The following is a 14,278-nucleotide window of genomic DNA, read 5'->3' as shown; positions in this document are numbered from 1 at the left end:
CCTCATTTCAACGTTTCGATGTCGCCACTTAACATTGAACTGCGGATGACTTACCCGTCTTGAGGAAATGTATGAACACGCACGCACCGATCACCTTTACCGCTACCCCCGAACGCATCCTGATTACCGGCGCCACGGGCTTCCTCGGCGGGTCGGTCGTCGCCCAGCTGATCGCCAACGGCCAAGGCCCGCAACTGGTGTTCCTGGTCCGCGCCGAAAACGCCGGGCAAGGGCTGGAGCGCCTGCGCGGCAACCTGCAACAGCATGGCGTCAGCCATGCCGAATGCCTGGCGCTGAACGCAGAGCAGATCATTTGCGGTGACTTCCTCGACACCTCCTGGCTGGCGCGCGAAACGCCGCGACTGCTGGACGTCGACCGGGTCATCAACTGCGCTGCCGTGGCGTCGTTCTCGAAGAACCCGACCATCTGGCCAGTCAACGTCGAAGGCACCTTCGCCTTCGCCGAGGTGATGAGCCGCTCCAAACGCCTCAAGCGTTTCCTCCATGTGGGCACAGCCATGTGCTGCGGCCCTGAGCGAGAATCGCCGATCAGCGAGTCCTGGGAGTTCCCGGACGCCGAACAGCAACTGGTGGACTACACCGCTTCCAAGGCCGAGATCGAACGACGCATGCGCGAGGAACTGCCGGCCCTGCCGCTGGTGGTGGCACGCCCCTCGATCGTGGTCGGTCACCGCAGCCTGGGTTGCCAGGCCTCTGGCAGCATCTTCTGGGTGTTCCGCATGGGCTTCGCCCTGGAAAGCTTCACCTGTGGCCTCGACGAACAGATCGACGTGATTCCGGTGGACTACTGCGCCGAGGCGCTGATCGGCCTGACCCTCAAGCCGCGCCTGAGCCACGACCTCTACCACATCTCCGCCGGGCATGATTCGGCCTGTACCTTCGCCGAGATCGACCAGGCGTTCGCCCTGGCCAATGGTGCCGCGCCGGTGGGCGAGCGCTACCGCAAGATCGATGTCGACAACCTCAAGGAGCTGGCCGCCAGCTTCGAGTCGCGCATCGGCCCGGCCAACCCGCGCCTGGTGCTGCGGGCCCTGCGCCTGTACAGCGGTTTTGCCGACCTGAACTACCTGTTCGACAACCGCCGCCTGCTCGATGAGGGCATTGCCGTGCCGCCGCGCTTCACCGACTACCTGGATGTGTGCGTACGCTCTTCCAGCGGCGTGAGCATCGCGACCCAGATGCAGTGGGACTTCAAGTAAGCAGGCGCTTCGCGGGTGAGCCCTTCGCGGGCAAGCCCGCTCCCACGATCGAGCGGGAAAGCCAGTCGCTGCCCGCAAAACCTGAGCGGTGCAGTTCTGTAGGAGCGGGCTTGCCCGCGAAAAGCACACTGCGGTGGATGGCATCGGCTTTGCCGCAGAGCCATAGTCCTGGGGCAGCGCTGCCTCAGATCGTCACCAACCCATGCTCCAGCGCGTACTTCACCAGTGCCGCTGGGGTATCGATATTCAGCTTGCGCCGGATGCTCAGCCTGAAGGTCTCCACCGTGCGCACGCTGATGCCCAGCTCCCGGGCCATCTCCTTGTTGTTGCTACCCCTGGCGATCATCGCCAGCACCTGTAGCTCACGCGGGGTCAGATCGTTCTCGTCGCGCCCGCTGCTGACCAGCTTGCGGGCGATTTCCGGGCTGTAGAAACTGCCACCGGCAGCAATTGCCTCGATCGCGGCTATCAGCTCGGTGGAGGGTGCGTTCTTCAGCACATAGCCCCTCGCCCCCGCCGTGATCGAGGTGCGCACATACTCCTGGTTGTCGTACATGCTCAGCATCAGCACCCGGATGCCGGGGTACAAACCACACAGGCGGCGGGTCAGCTCCAGGCCGTTCATGTCCTGCAGGCCAACATCCACCAGCAGGATGTCCAGCTCCAGCGACGCCACCAGCTCAAGCGCCTGGGCGCCGGATTCGGCCTGGCCGACCACCTGGAAATGGGCAATCGCGCCCAGCAGTGCCTTGACGCCGTCGCGTACCAGCACATGGTCGTCGACCAGGGCAATGCGGATTGGTGTGGTCTCGCTCATGCAAGCCTCGGGTTGTTCATGGGTATCTGGACCTGCAGCTCGGTGCGCCCGGCAGACGACGCAATGCTGAAACTGCCCTGGTGATGTTCGACCCGCTCGCGCAGGTTGCGCAGGCCAATGCCGTGGCTTTCGTACGCCGCACTCGGGTCGAAGCCCATGCCGTTGTCCTCCACGCGCAGTACCAGCACCCCGTCGTGGGCAGAGATGGAAATGATCGCGACACTGGCCTTGGCGTGGCGGTCAACATTGGCCAACGCCTCCTGGATGATACGGAACAGCGTCAGCGAAAGCTCGGCATCCACCTCGATGTCCGTCAGCCCGCACTCGTACTGGGTACGAATGCCAGTGCGCTGCTCGAAGTCGCGCACATGCTGGTCGATGGCCGGCGAAAGGCCCAGGGTGTCGAGCAGCGAGGGGCGCAGGTCATGGGAGATCCGCCGCACCTCACCGATCGCCGAAGCCAGGCGAGTGGTGCCGTTGCGCAGGTTGTCCAGCCCGCCGGCACGGCCGTTGTCCAGCTCCATCGCGGCGAGCTCGAACTGGAACTTGATCGACACCAGTTCCTGGCTGATGCCGTCGTGCAGTTCGCGCGCCACCCGCGAACGCTCCTCCTCCTGCAGGTCGACGATACGCTGGTTGAGCGCCGACAGCTTGCGATCGGCCAGGCGGTGCTCGCTGACATTGAGCATCAACCCGCCGGCAAAGATGACCAGTACCGCCAGCAACGAGAAGGACGCGATCGCCAGCACCGTGGTCAGCACGCCGGAGGCCACCTCCTGACGCGACTTGAGCGTGGCCACCTCGACATCGTCGATGTAGATACCGGTGCCGAGCATCCAGCCCCAGCGCTCGAGCATCACCACATAGGCCAGTTTGCCGGTGGACTGCCCGGTGGAGGGCTTCTGCCAGTCATAAAGCTGGTAGCCGTCACCGCGTTCGGCGCTCTTGAGCAGCGCCTGGATGACCAGCAGGCCCTTGTTGTCGGTCATGCCGATGAGGTCCTTGCCCACCAGTTCGGCCTGGCGCGGGTGCATCAGGCTCTTGCCGTGGCGATCGTAGACGAAGAAGTAGCCGTCCAGGCCGAAACTGGCCCGCGACAGTATCTGCAAGGCACGCTGGCGGGTGTCGTCATCGTCGGCGCCGCTGTCGTACAACGGCGCGATCAAGCTCATGGCCAGGCCCAGGTAGTTCTTCAGCTCGGCCTTCTTCGCCGCCATGATGCTGCTTTCGACCAGGCGCGCCTGGTCCTCCTCGAGCTTGCGGCTCTGGGCGAACACCAGGATGCAGATGAACAGCACCGACACGATCAGCGGCAAGACACTGAGCGTGACGATCTTGTGCTTGAGTTGCATGGTCACTCCGGTTGCGGGGGCGGCGCGGCGTCAGCTTCGCCTGCGGCCCCGACAAATGACAAGGGCGCCACGACAAGCGTGGCGCCCCTTTTACACCGCAATCAATTCAGCAGCAACGCGTCGGACGTCCGCTGGCACCGTTGTAGCGTGCGTCCTGGCGCTCGCGGAAGAACGCCTTGCGGCTCATCACCGGCTCGCCGGGGTGATGGGCCTGCATATGCTCGAGGTAGGTGTTGTAGTCGGGCATGCCGACCAGCATGCGCGCGGCCTGCCCCATGCATTTGCCCATCTTGCTCAGTTTGTTGAACATCGCAGCTTTCCTCAGGCGTCGGGGATTGGCTGGAACGGCGACTCCTTGTCGCTGCGCTCAGGCTTGACCCAGGCTCGCCGGCCGACCTTCACGGCAAAGCACAGGATGCTCAGCACCACGAACAGGAACAACCCGGTCAGCACGGCGTTGGTGTAGGCGTTGAAGATCACATGCTGCATCTGCGCCAGGTCTTTGGCAGGTGCCAGCACCTGCCCGGCTGCGGCGGCATCGCTGTACTTGCGCGCCAGCGCCAGGAAGCCCATGCCTGGGTTGGGGTCGAACAGCTTGATCAGGCCCGCGGTGGTGGTGCAGATCAGCAGCCATACGGCCGGCAGCAAGGTGACCCAGACATACTGCTGGCGCTTCATGCGGATCAGCACCACCGAGGCGAGCATCAGGGCGATGCCGGCCAGCATCTGGTTGGAGATGCCGAACAGCGGCCACAGGGTGTTGATGCCGCCCAGTGGATCGATCACCCCCTGGTACAGCAACCAGCCCCACATCGCCACGCAGCCAGCGGTGGCCACCACGTTGGCGGTCCAGGAGTCGGTCTTCTTCAAGGCAGGCACGAAGTTGCCCAGCAGGTCCTGCAGCATGAAGCGCCCAGCACGCGTACCGGCATCCACGGCGGTCAGGATGAACAGCGCCTCGAACAGGATCGCGAAGTGGTACCAGAAGGCCATGGTGTTCTCACCCGGCAGCGCCTGGTGCAGGATCTGCGCGATCCCCACCGCCAGCGTCGGCGCACCACCGGCACGGGCCAGGATCGAGTGCTCGCCGATGTCGGTCGCGGTCTGATGGAGGATTTCCGGGGTGATGGTGAAACCCCAGTTGCTGACCGTCTGCGCCACGGTGACCACATCGCCACCGACCACGGCGGCCGGGCTGTTCATGGCGAAGTACACACCTGGCTCGATCACCGAGGCGGCGACCATGGCCATGATCGCCACGAACGACTCCATCAGCATGGCGCCGTAGCCGATGTAGCGGGCATGGCTTTCGTTGGCCAGCAGTTTGGGCGTGGTGCCGGAGCTGATCAGCGCATGGAAGCCCGACACCGCGCCGCAGGCGATGGTGATGAACAGGAACGGGAACAGCGCGCCCTTCCACACGGGGCCTGTACCGTCGACGAACTGGGTGATGGCCGGCATCTTCAGCTCAGGCGCGATCACCAGGATGCCGATGGCCAGCGCGACGATGGTGCCGATCTTGAGGAAGGTCGAGAGGTAGTCGCGTGGTGCCAGGATCAGCCAGATCGGCAGCACGGCGGCGACGAAACCATAGCCGATCAGCATCCAGGTGATCTGCACACCGGTGAAGGTGAACGCAGGGCCCCACACCGGATCTGCGGCAACCAGACCGCCGCCCCAGATCGATGCAAGCATCAGCAGCACGCCGATTACCGAGATCTCGCCGATGCGCCCTGGGCGCAGGTAGCGCAGGTACACCCCCATGAACATGGCGATCGGGATGGTCGCCATCACCGTGAACATGCCCCAGGGGCTCTCGGCCAGGGCCTTGACCACGATCAGCGACAGCACCGCAAGGATGATGATCATGATCAGGAAAGTGCCGAACAGCGCGATGGTTCCGGGGATCGAGCCCATTTCCTCGCGTACCAGGTCGCCCAGGGAGCGGCCATTGCGGCGGGTGGAGATGAACAGGACCATGAAGTCCTGCACGGCCCCTGCCAGTACCACACCGGCAATCAGCCAGAGCGTGCCGGGCAGGTAGCCCATCTGCGCGGCGAGGACCGGGCCGACCAACGGGCCGGCGCCGGCGATGGCGGCGAAGTGGTGGCCGAAGAGGATGTGCTTGTTGGTCGGTACGTAGTCCAGCCCGTCGTTGTGCAGCACGGCCGGGGTGGCGCGAGTGGAGTCCAGTTGCATCACCTTGTTGGCGATGAACAGGCTGTAGTAGCGGTAGGCAACGAGGTAGATGGCGACTGCTGCGGTGACGATCCACAGGGCGCTGATGGCTTCGCCCCTGCGCAACGCCACGGTGCCCAGCGCGAATGCGCCCAGCAAGGCAATGGCGAACCAGGCAATTCGGGTAGCCAGTTTGGTCATCGGGATTTCTCCTGTCGCGACGGGTGTGCCGGCGACGGTTTTTGTTTTTGTGGGTGCCCGGGTAGGGACGACGACACTGTCGGCGCACTGGGTCCACAAGAACATTCGCAGTACTACGCGTAAGTACTACGTAGAACTACGTAGATGGGGTATCAGTGACGGTTGCGGTGCGCTTTTCGCGGGCAAGCCCGCTCCCACAGGATCGAAGCGGGGCATTGCCTTGTGGATGATGCGGTACTTTTGTAGGAGCGGCGGTTCGCCGCTGCGACTTGCCCGCGAAGCAGGCGCTGCAGATATTCGCGGGCAGTTCCCAATCCCCCAGGGCCATCATTGGCACGAGTATTGATAAATGATTCCACAACGATTGTTGAACAATCATAAGTGGAGCGTCCTTCATGTCCCGAGCAACAGCCCTCACCCTCGCCCTGACCCTCAGTGCCGCCGCACAGGCCGCCGACAGCACCTTGCAGTCCGATCGCCTGTCCATCGGCTCGGACCTCACCTACCCGCCCTACACCTACCTCGACCAAGGCAAGCCTGCCGGCTTCGATCCCGAGTTCATGACCCTGCTCGGCCAGCACCTCAAGCTCGCTCTCCAGTTTCAGGACACCCGCTTTGCCAACCTGGTGATGGGCGTCAACGCTCGACGCTTCGATGTGGTCGCCTCGGCCCTTTACGTCACCCCGGAGCGCGCAGCGCAGGTCGACTTCCTGCCCTACCTCAAAAGCGGTGCCTCGCTGATGGTGCGTGCCGATGACAGTTTCCGCCCGCAAGCGCCCCAGGACCTGTGCGGCAAGCGCATTGGCTCGATCAAGGGTGGGTCGTGGATTCCCAAGCTGATGGCGCTATCCAAAAGCCACTGCGAGGCCAACGGCCAGGCGCCGATCGACTCGCGTGAATTCCCCACTTCCCCGGAGGCAGCCCAGGCCCTGCTGGCCAAGGCGGTCGACGTACAGTTCGAAGACGCCGCAGTGGCGGCCATCACCGCCGACAAGCTCAAGGGTCGGGTGGTGATCAGTTCCCACGAGCTGATCTACCCCGTAGTCATCGGCCTGGCGGTGCGCAAGGGCAACGATGCGCTGCTCGCTGAACTGCGCCAGGGCTTCGAGGCCATGAAGCACAGTGGCGAATACCAGACGCTTTTGAGCCGCTACAACCTTGGCGAGCCCAGCCCAGCCGAAGTGGCCCAGGCCCTGGGCCAGAATCCTCAAGCGCCAGCGCAGTAAGCAGGAGCGTCGAGCATGCAATTCGATTGGGATTATGCCGCCGGCCTGCTGGTCAACGGCGACTTCTGGAAGGCGGTCGGCACCGTGGTGGAGTTGAGCGTCGAGACCTGGCTGCTGGGCATCGTCTTCGGCTTTGTCCTGGCGCTGGCGCGGCAGTCGAGCAACCGCGCCCTGAACCGCGGCGCGGCACTGTACATCTGGTTCTTCCGCAGCCTGCCGCTGCTGGTGCTGCTGATCTTCGTCTACAACCTGCCGCAGGTGTTCCCAGGTACCAGCGTGCTGCTCTCCAACCCCTATGCCGCCGGCCTGATCGCGCTGGTGCTGAGCGAATCGGCCTATATCGCCGAGATTCATCGCGGCGGCCTGCTCGCCGTGGCCAAGGGGCAACTCGAGGCCGGCAAGGCGTTGGGTATCCGCTACACCGGTGTGCAGCGCCTGATCGTGATTCCACAAGCGTTGCGGGTGGCATTGCCGACCCTGGCCAACGAGTACATCACCATCGTCAAACTGACCTCGCTGGTGTCGGTGATCTCGCTGTCGGAGATCCTGCTGGTCGGCCAGCAGCTGTACACGCAGAACTTCCTGGTGATGGAGACCATGCTCGCGGTCGCCTTTTACTATGTGCTGATCGTCACGGTGTTCAGTTACCTGTTGCGTCGGCTGGAGCAGCACCTTGACGTCACCCGGCGTCAGCCCAAGGCCATCGCCGATGGCCCGGCGCAACCGGCGCCTGTCCGGCGCGAGGCCGCCCCCAGGCAGGGCGACTTCGCCCTGCGGGTGCTCGGCGCACGCAAGCACTATGGCCAGCTGGAAGTGCTCAAGGGCATCGACCTGGACATCCGCTTCGGCGAAGTGGTGTCGATCATCGGGCCTTCGGGGTCGGGCAAGACTACGCTGATCCGTACCCTCAACGGCCTGGAGGGCCTGGACCGTGGCCAGGTCGAACTGTGTGGCGCACCCTTCCTGCGCGGGCGTGACGAAGACGGCGGCAGCCTTGGCAATCGCGTGCACATGGAGGGCATCGTCCAGGTGGGCATGGTCTTCCAGGGCTTCAACCTGTTCCCGCACAAGACCGTGCTGGAGAACGTGATGCTCGCCCCCCGTCACCATGGCCATGCCAGCGACTCCGAACTACGCGCCTTGGGCTTGGCACTGCTGAGCAAGGTCGGCCTGCGCGAGCACGCCGGCAAGTACCCGCACCAACTCTCCGGCGGGCAACAGCAAAGGGTGGCGATTGCCCGCGCACTGGCGATGCGCCCGCAGGTGATGCTGTTCGACGAGCCGACCTCGGCGCTTGATCCGGAACTGGTCGGTGATGTGCTCAAGGTAATCGAGGACCTCGCGCGCGAGGGCATGACCATGGTCATCGTCACCCATGAAATGAAATTCGCCTTCCAGGTCTCCGACCGCGTGGTGTTCATGGAACGCGGGGAGATCATCCAGGCCGGTGCGCCGCGCGAGTTGCTCGACAACCGCAGCGAGCGCATGGGCCGCTTCCTCAAGGACGTGCAACTGGCATGAGCAGCAAATCCCCGGAGAAAGCCGGCGAAAGCCTGCCCCTGGCCGACCAGGTGGCCCTCGAACTGCGCGAGGACATCATCGGCGGCCGCCTGATCTCAGGCATGCCGCTGGTCGAGGCCGAGCTCACCGGCCGCTACAACGCTTCGCGCAACACCGTACGCGAGGCCCTGCACCAGTTGGGCCACGAAGGCCTGACCACCTATGTGCGCAACAAAGGCGTGATGGTGCGCAGGCTGGGTGTCGCCGAGGTGCGGGATATCTTCCTGGTGCGCCGCACACTCGAGGTGCAGGCGATCCATGGCAGCAAGCCGCTGCGCGAATACCAGTCCGACCGCATGCTCGACGCCATCGAGGCCGCCGAACTTGCCCGTGATCGCGAAGACTGGCAGGCCTTCGGCACCCACAGCCTGCGCTTTCACCAGCACATCGTCGGTTTGCTGCGCAGCCCGCTGCTGGATGCCTTCTTCACCAATATCGCTGCGCAGATGCGTCTGGTATTCGCCGTTGCGCCCGATGAAAAGAACTTCCAGAGCCCCTGGCTGGAGCGCGACAGAGAGATCCACGACTTGCTCGCCGACGGCTTGCGCCACGACGCCGCCGAAGCCATGACCCGTTACCTGGACGACTCCGAGCACGCCCTGCTCGATCTGTTCAGCCATCCACCCCGTTCCTGAACCCGGAGACCTACCCATGTACAAGGATTACCCCGCCGCCTACCAGGTCAGCAAAGGCGCTGCCCTGCAGGTCGACAAGCCTTTCTATGACCGCGTGCGCGAACGCAAGGACGCCCGCACCCTGATCGAGACATTCGAAGTGCCGATCCGCACCGGCCGCGCCTGGAAGGTGCCGGCCGGCCATGTGTTCCGCGTCACCACCCCGGTCGGCCCGCAGGTCGGCGACTTCAACATCTGGAACGCCAACGACCCGCGTGAGCGTCTGTGGGCGGCGCGCACTCGCCAGTTGCAGGGTGCCCACGTCACCACCTACGACCGACTGTGGTCGAACCTGCCGTTCCTGCGCCCGCTGGTGACCATCACCGACGACAGCCTGGCCGACTATGGCATCGACGAGCACGGTGGGCGCCTGCATGACCTGCTCGGCACCCGTTGCGACCCCTACGTGAACAAGATGCTCACGGGCGAGGACTTCCATCACCACTGCCACTCCAACCTCACCCGCGCGGTGCTGCCCCATGGGCTGACCGAGTTCGACGTGCACGATGTGCTGAACATCTTCCAGTGCACCGGCTTGAACCATGACGACATGTATTTCATGAAGGCTTGCCCGGCCAAGCAGGGTGATTACCTGGAGTTCTTCGCCGAAATCGATGTGCTGTGCGCGCTGTCGACCTGCCCGGGTGGCGACCTGTCACTGCCGATGTGGGGGCCTGAGGCACAGGACCCGCTGTCGGTCTGCCGGCCGCTGGGGGTGGAAATCTACAAGCTCGACGACAGCCTGCTGGAGGGCTGGACGCAGCCCAAGCGCGCCAGCTACAACGGCATGCACGGGCTGGCGATCGGCAAGGCCGAGTGGGAATGATCGGCTGAAGGCCAGTCCAATCCCTGTAGGAGCGGGCTTGCCCGCGAACACGGGCGCAGCCCGTGCCAGGCAGCGCGGTGTCTGTTTCGCGGGCAAGCCCGCTCCCACAGGACAAAAAAACAACACACCTGTGGGAGCCAACTGTCTTTTACCGCCCCCCCTACCACCGATCAACGATCAGCGATCAGCGATCAGCGATCAGAAACCTGCTCCAGAAAGATCAAGCGCAGCGGTTCACCCAGCAGCATTTCGCTCTGCGCCGCAAACCGCTGGAAATACGGCGCGGCGAAATGCGCATCGAGCGCAGCCTGATCGACGAACGCCTCGCGCATGTAGAACGTCCCCGGCTCATCCTTGCCCTCGAACAGCACATAGTCCAGGTTACCCGGCTCCGCGCGGGTCGGTTCGATCAGTTCCAGCAACGCCTGCTTCAATGCCAGCGCCCTGCCCTCGCGGGCCTTGAGCACTGCAATCGACACCAGCGGATTGTTCGTTACCTGCGCACCCATCGACACATCTCCAACACGTTTGAGTTGCGCACAGTGTTACCGAGGCGATGGCCGGGAAACAGCCGCATAGCCCGATAACACTTTCAATACGATGCAGAAAATCGCTCAGGCCAGCGCTTGCTGTACCTGGCCAACGGTGGTCGTCAGGCTGTCCAGGTGCAACCCCAGCACCCGCTCCACCGGTGCCTGGTCCAACGGCCAGTGCAGGGCGATGCTTCCGACCAGTCGCCCTTGCGTGTGAACCGGCAAGGCGATGGCGCGGATCAGAAACGGCAGGCGCACCGGATATTCCCAATGACCCTCGGTGCGCCGGGCAAAGCCGCGCTGGGTTTCGTCCTCGATGGCCCGCAACATCGCGTCATCACCAACATGCGCATGCTCGGCCAGGCGCTGCACTTCATGGGGGGCCAGTTCGCCCAGGCAGGCGCGGCCCATCGCCGAGTGGAACAGGCTGGCGTGGTGGCCGACGATCTGGCAGTTGTTCGGATAACGCTTGCGCAGCACCTGGGGAATCGCGCTTTCCATCACTTCCAGGCGCTGGCCGTCGAAGCATGACAAGTCGGCGACCAGCCCGGTGCGCTCGCTGAGCTCCAGCAACAGCGGCGCTGCGCTTTCGACCAGCTGCCGCTTGAAGCGCAACTGGCCGTCGCCGAACAGGCGCCGGGCGCACAGGCGGTAGCGCCGATCGCTCAGGCCGCGGTAGGTCCAGCCCTGTTCCTGCAGGGTGGCGAGCATGCGCGACACCGTGGCCTTGGGTAACGCCGTCAGGTAGTGCAGCTCTTCCAGCCCCAGGGCCTGGTGCTCACCCAGCAATTCGATGATCGTCAATGCCCGCTCGACCGAGCGCACGCCACCGCCGTCCCCGTTGCCGCTCATGTTCGTTCGCCTCCGTGTGTGCACCAGGTTCGTCACATTGCCCAGCAAGATACGCGCCTGCAAGGGCTTCAGCGCGCCAGCAGGCTCGGTGGCGGACAGCGCTCGACCCAACGTGTCAGTTGCTCGTGGGCATAGGCCAGGCGCAACACTTCGCGGTCCGCCTGGGCCGGGCCGATGATCTGCAGCCCCATCGGCAGGCCTTGGGCATTGAAGCCGACCGGTACGCTGATGCTCGGCAGCCCGGCGAGAGTCGGGCCGATCACCACCTCCATCCAGCGGTGATAGGTATCCATCGTCCGCCCACCAACGACCTGCGGCCAGGGTTGTTGTGCATCGAAAGGAAACACCTGGGCCGAGGGCAGCAGCAGGAAGTCGTAACGCTCGAACAACCCTGCCATCGCCCGGTACCAGTCGCTGCGCGCCAGCGATGCCTCATAGAGCGCAGCGGCGCTCAAACGCAGGCCGCCCTCGACCTCCCATTGCGCCTCGGGCTTGAGTAATGCGCGCCGATGTGGGTCGGCGTAGGCGGCTGCGAGGTTACCGTGCACCAGGAAGTGGCGATGGGTCAGCCAGCATTGCCACAGGCGCTCCAGCGGATAGTCCGGCTGACAGGTCTCGACCTTGCACCCCAGGCTCTCGAATTCGCTCAGTGCGCTTTCGCACAGGCTCAGCACGCCATCGTCCATGGGCAGGTAACCGTTGTAGTCACCCAGCCAGCCGATCCGCACGTCGTTGAAGTCCTGCTGCAAATCGGCGGCGAAGTCCTGAGCACCTTCGTTGATCGACAACGGTGCCCGCGCGTCGTAACCCGCCTGTACCGCCAGCAATCGCGCGAGGTCGGCAACGCTGCGCCCCATCGGGCCTTCGGTGGCAAGTTGCTGGACGAACACCTCAGGCGCCGGGCCATGGGGCACGCGGCCCTGGGACGGGCGCAAGCCGAACACATTGTTGAACGCCGCCGGGTTGCGCAACGAGCCCATCATGTCGCTGCCGTCAGCCACTGGCAGCAAGCGCATGGCCAATGCTGCCGCCGCCCCGCCGCTGCTGCCGCCGGCCACCCGGCTGGGGTCGTAGGCGTTGGTGGTGGTGCCGAACAGCGTGTTGTAGGTCTGCGAACCGAGGCCGAACTCCGGCACGTTGCTCTTGCCGAGGATGATCGCGCCGCTGCGCCGAACCCGCTGCACGCTGATGGCGTCCTGCTGCGGCACCTGCTCGGCGAACAGCGGCGAGCCCAAGGTGGTGCGCAGGCCAGCCGTGGCGGCCAGGTCCTTGATCGCCTGGGGCATGCCATGCATCCAGCCGCGGGACTGGCCACGGTCGAGCTCGCGGTCGCGCGCGTCGGCCTCCTCGATCAGTTGCTGTGCCGGCCGCAGTGAAACCAGGGCGTTGACCTGCGGATTGAACCGCTCGATGTGCGCAAGGTAGGCCTGCATCACCTCACGGCAGGAAACCTGACGAGCATGGATCGCCCGGGACAGCTCGCTGGCATCCAGCGCGACGACAGGGTCGAGATCTAGCGGTTTCACGGTTTTACTCCAAGTTCAATGACGGCCGGTGCGCGTGGCCGCACGGCTTCTTTCAGACAATAGGTGCCCAGCAGTGTCAGCACGCAGGCGAACAGTACGTAGAACGACGGCGCCACAGGCGTGTTCAAGACTTTGGTCAGCCAGGTGACGATCAGCGGCGCGAAACCGCCGAACAGCATTACTGCCACGTTATACGCCACCGACACTCCCGTTGAGCGGACGGCGACGGGGAATTGCTCGGCCAGCGCCGTGGGTGCCGGCCCGTAGAAACCGCCGATCATGCTGCACAGGGCCAGTTGCATCACCAGCAGGCGCTCTACCGAAGGTGCCGCGGCGACCCACAGGTGCAGCGGGTAGACCATCAGGAAAAAGCCCAGGGTGAAGGCCATCAGCACCGGTCGGCGGCCAATACGGTCGGACAGCGCGCCGGAGAACGGAATCACCACCGTCATCAGGCCCACCGCGAGCATCTGCACCAACAGCACCTGGTCCAATGGCAACCCCAGGCTCTTGTGGGCGAAAGTCGGCATGTTCACCAGCACCACATAGAAGGAAACGGTCGCGCCACTGGCCAGGCCCATGGACACCAACAGCGCCCGACGATGCGTACGTAGCACCTGCCACAGGCTCGGGGCCTGGTCCTTGGCTTGCTTGCGCGCCTCGAGAAACTCCTCGGGCTCCTGCATGTGCTTGCGAATCCACAACCCCACCGGACCGATCAGCAAGCCGAACACGAAGGGAATTCGCCAGCCCCAGGCGTCCAGCGCCTCGGGTGAACACAAATGGGTGACCAGCGCGACCATCGACGCCCCGGAGAACACCGCCAGGCATTGCCCGACCAGTTGCCAGGAGCCATAGAGCCCCTTGCGGTGCGCCGGCGCGCTCTCCACCAGAAATGCCGTGGCGCTGGCGTATTCGCCCCCCGTGGCAAAGCCCTGCAGCATACGCGCGACCACGATGAGCATAGGAGCGCCCATGCCGATGGCCAGGTAGTTGGGGGCGAAGGCGATCATCGCAATGGACAGGGTCATCAGGCGAATGATCAGTTGCATGGCGGCCTTGCGTCCTTTGCGGTCGGCATACATGCCCAGCAACACGCCACCCACCGGGCGCATGAAGAAACCGACGCCGAAGGTCGCCAGGGCCATCAGCAGCGAGGCGTAGTCATCGTCGGAGGGAAAGAACTGACGAGCGACGATGCTGGCCAGAAAGCCGTACACGATGAAGTCATACCATTCCAGCGCATTGCCGATGACGGCCGCGACCACTTGCCGGGTGCGCGATGCGCCTGCGTTCGTAGCGTGCATGGGAAG

At 64.4% G+C, this 14,278-nt stretch carries 13 protein-coding genes; 5 read left to right on the top strand and 8 right to left on the bottom strand.

What is annotated here, in order from left to right; genetic code table 11:
• The first annotated feature begins 71 nt into the window (after positions 1-71).
• On the top strand, positions 72-1,220 hold the full coding sequence (gene cprA, locus APH44_RS04130) for a cationic peptide resistance protein CprA (RefSeq protein ID WP_054891427.1): 1,149 nt from the start codon (positions 72-74) through the stop codon (positions 1,218-1,220).
• A 184-nt stretch (positions 1,221-1,404) separates the two neighbouring features.
• Here the strand turns inward: cprA and APH44_RS04125 are convergent, their stop codons facing one another.
• The 4 genes from APH44_RS04125 to APH44_RS04110 all read right to left on the bottom strand — a co-directional run bounded on the left by APH44_RS04125 (position 1,405) and on the right by APH44_RS04110 (position 5,768).
• The gene (locus APH44_RS04125; protein ID WP_054891426.1) at positions 1,405-2,037 is read right to left on the bottom strand and encodes a response regulator transcription factor; all 633 of its coding nucleotides are present in this window, start codon (positions 2,035-2,037) and stop codon (positions 1,405-1,407) included.
• Entirely contained in the window at positions 2,034-3,389 is a 1,356-nt protein-coding gene (locus APH44_RS04120) for a cache domain-containing protein (RefSeq protein WP_054891425.1), read from the bottom strand. The genes APH44_RS04125 and APH44_RS04120 overlap by 4 nt, the downstream gene beginning before the upstream one ends.
• Positions 3,390-3,495: 106 nt before the next feature.
• Positions 3,496-3,699: a YbdD/YjiX family protein gene (locus APH44_RS04115; RefSeq protein ID WP_054891424.1), complete on the bottom strand. Its 204-nt coding sequence runs from the start codon at positions 3,697-3,699 to the stop codon at positions 3,496-3,498.
• A gap of 11 nt (positions 3,700-3,710) precedes the next feature.
• The gene (locus tag APH44_RS04110) at positions 3,711-5,768 is read right to left on the bottom strand and encodes a carbon starvation CstA family protein (protein ID WP_054891423.1); all 2,058 of its coding nucleotides are present in this window, start codon (positions 5,766-5,768) and stop codon (positions 3,711-3,713) included.
• A 395-nt stretch (positions 5,769-6,163) separates the two neighbouring features.
• Between APH44_RS04110 and APH44_RS04105 the strand changes: the two genes are divergently transcribed.
• Genes APH44_RS04105 through APH44_RS04090 form a run of 4 tightly spaced genes read left to right on the top strand, consistent with a single transcriptional unit; the run spans position 6,164 to position 10,054 of the window.
• Positions 6,164-6,994 carry an ABC transporter substrate-binding protein gene (locus tag APH44_RS04105; RefSeq protein ID WP_054891422.1) on the top strand — a complete coding sequence of 277 codons (831 nt, stop codon included), beginning with the start codon at positions 6,164-6,166 and terminating at the stop codon, positions 6,992-6,994.
• Between the two features lie 15 nt (positions 6,995-7,009).
• Positions 7,010-8,515, top strand: coding sequence for an amino acid ABC transporter permease/ATP-binding protein (locus APH44_RS30565; RefSeq protein ID WP_054891421.1), 1,506 nt, complete (start codon positions 7,010-7,012; stop codon positions 8,513-8,515).
• A complete protein-coding gene (locus APH44_RS04095) occupies positions 8,512-9,189 on the top strand; it encodes a GntR family transcriptional regulator (RefSeq protein ID WP_054891420.1) in 678 nt (225 codons plus the stop codon). The genes APH44_RS30565 and APH44_RS04095 overlap by 4 nt, the downstream gene beginning before the upstream one ends.
• Before the next feature lie 16 nt (positions 9,190-9,205).
• Positions 9,206-10,054, top strand: a complete 849-nt coding sequence (locus APH44_RS04090) for a DUF1989 domain-containing protein (protein WP_054891419.1) — start codon at positions 9,206-9,208, stop codon at positions 10,052-10,054.
• 191 nt (positions 10,055-10,245) lie between these two features.
• On the opposite strand, the gene APH44_RS04085 is transcribed toward APH44_RS04090, so the two are convergent.
• The 4 genes from APH44_RS04085 to APH44_RS04070 form a co-directional block, all read right to left on the bottom strand.
• Positions 10,246-10,563 (bottom strand): putative quinol monooxygenase, encoded by a 318-nt coding sequence (locus tag APH44_RS04085; protein ID WP_054891418.1) that lies wholly within the window; start codon positions 10,561-10,563, stop codon positions 10,246-10,248.
• Between the two features lie 105 nt (positions 10,564-10,668).
• Positions 10,669-11,439: an IclR family transcriptional regulator gene (locus tag APH44_RS04080; RefSeq protein ID WP_054891417.1), complete on the bottom strand. Its 771-nt coding sequence runs from the start codon at positions 11,437-11,439 to the stop codon at positions 10,669-10,671.
• A gap of 68 nt (positions 11,440-11,507) precedes the next feature.
• Positions 11,508-12,965 (bottom strand): amidase, encoded by a 1,458-nt coding sequence (locus APH44_RS04075; RefSeq protein WP_054891416.1) that lies wholly within the window; start codon positions 12,963-12,965, stop codon positions 11,508-11,510.
• Complete coding sequence (locus APH44_RS04070) at positions 12,962-14,272, bottom strand: citrate-proton symporter (RefSeq protein ID WP_054891415.1); 1,311 nt, start codon at positions 14,270-14,272, stop codon at positions 12,962-12,964. Before APH44_RS04070 ends, APH44_RS04075 begins: the two co-directional genes overlap by 4 nt.
• Between the last annotated feature and the right edge of the window lie 6 nt (positions 14,273-14,278).

Source organism: Pseudomonas sp. NBRC 111143 (assembly GCF_001320965.1).
GTDB lineage: Bacteria > Pseudomonadota > Gammaproteobacteria > Pseudomonadales > Pseudomonadaceae > Aquipseudomonas > Aquipseudomonas machongensis.
This window is presented reverse-complemented; position numbering and strand designations above follow the sequence as displayed.

Bases quoted from the DNA above. Each gene is read 5' to 3' on its own strand.
- cprA (WP_054891427.1), top strand. From the start codon at position 72: ATGAACACGCACGCACCGATCACCTTTACCGCTACCCCCGAACGCATC.
- APH44_RS04070 (WP_054891415.1), bottom strand. From the start codon at position 14,272: ATGCACGCTACGAACGCAGGCGCATCGCGCACCCGGCAAGTGGTCGCG.
- APH44_RS04085 (WP_054891418.1), bottom strand. From the start codon at position 10,563: ATGGGTGCGCAGGTAACGAACAATCCGCTGGTGTCGATTGCAGTGCTC.
- APH44_RS30565 (WP_054891421.1), top strand. From the start codon at position 7,010: ATGCAATTCGATTGGGATTATGCCGCCGGCCTGCTGGTCAACGGCGAC.
- APH44_RS04105 (WP_054891422.1), top strand. From the start codon at position 6,164: ATGTCCCGAGCAACAGCCCTCACCCTCGCCCTGACCCTCAGTGCCGCC.
- APH44_RS04110 (WP_054891423.1), bottom strand. From the start codon at position 5,768: ATGACCAAACTGGCTACCCGAATTGCCTGGTTCGCCATTGCCTTGCTG.
- APH44_RS04120 (WP_054891425.1), bottom strand. From the start codon at position 3,389: ATGCAACTCAAGCACAAGATCGTCACGCTCAGTGTCTTGCCGCTGATC.
- APH44_RS04080 (WP_054891417.1), bottom strand. From the start codon at position 11,439: ATGAGCGGCAACGGGGACGGCGGTGGCGTGCGCTCGGTCGAGCGGGCA.
- APH44_RS04115 (WP_054891424.1), bottom strand. From the start codon at position 3,699: ATGTTCAACAAACTGAGCAAGATGGGCAAATGCATGGGGCAGGCCGCG.
- APH44_RS04125 (WP_054891426.1), bottom strand. From the start codon at position 2,037: ATGAGCGAGACCACACCAATCCGCATTGCCCTGGTCGACGACCATGTG.
- APH44_RS04095 (WP_054891420.1), top strand. From the start codon at position 8,512: ATGAGCAGCAAATCCCCGGAGAAAGCCGGCGAAAGCCTGCCCCTGGCC.
- APH44_RS04090 (WP_054891419.1), top strand. From the start codon at position 9,206: ATGTACAAGGATTACCCCGCCGCCTACCAGGTCAGCAAAGGCGCTGCC.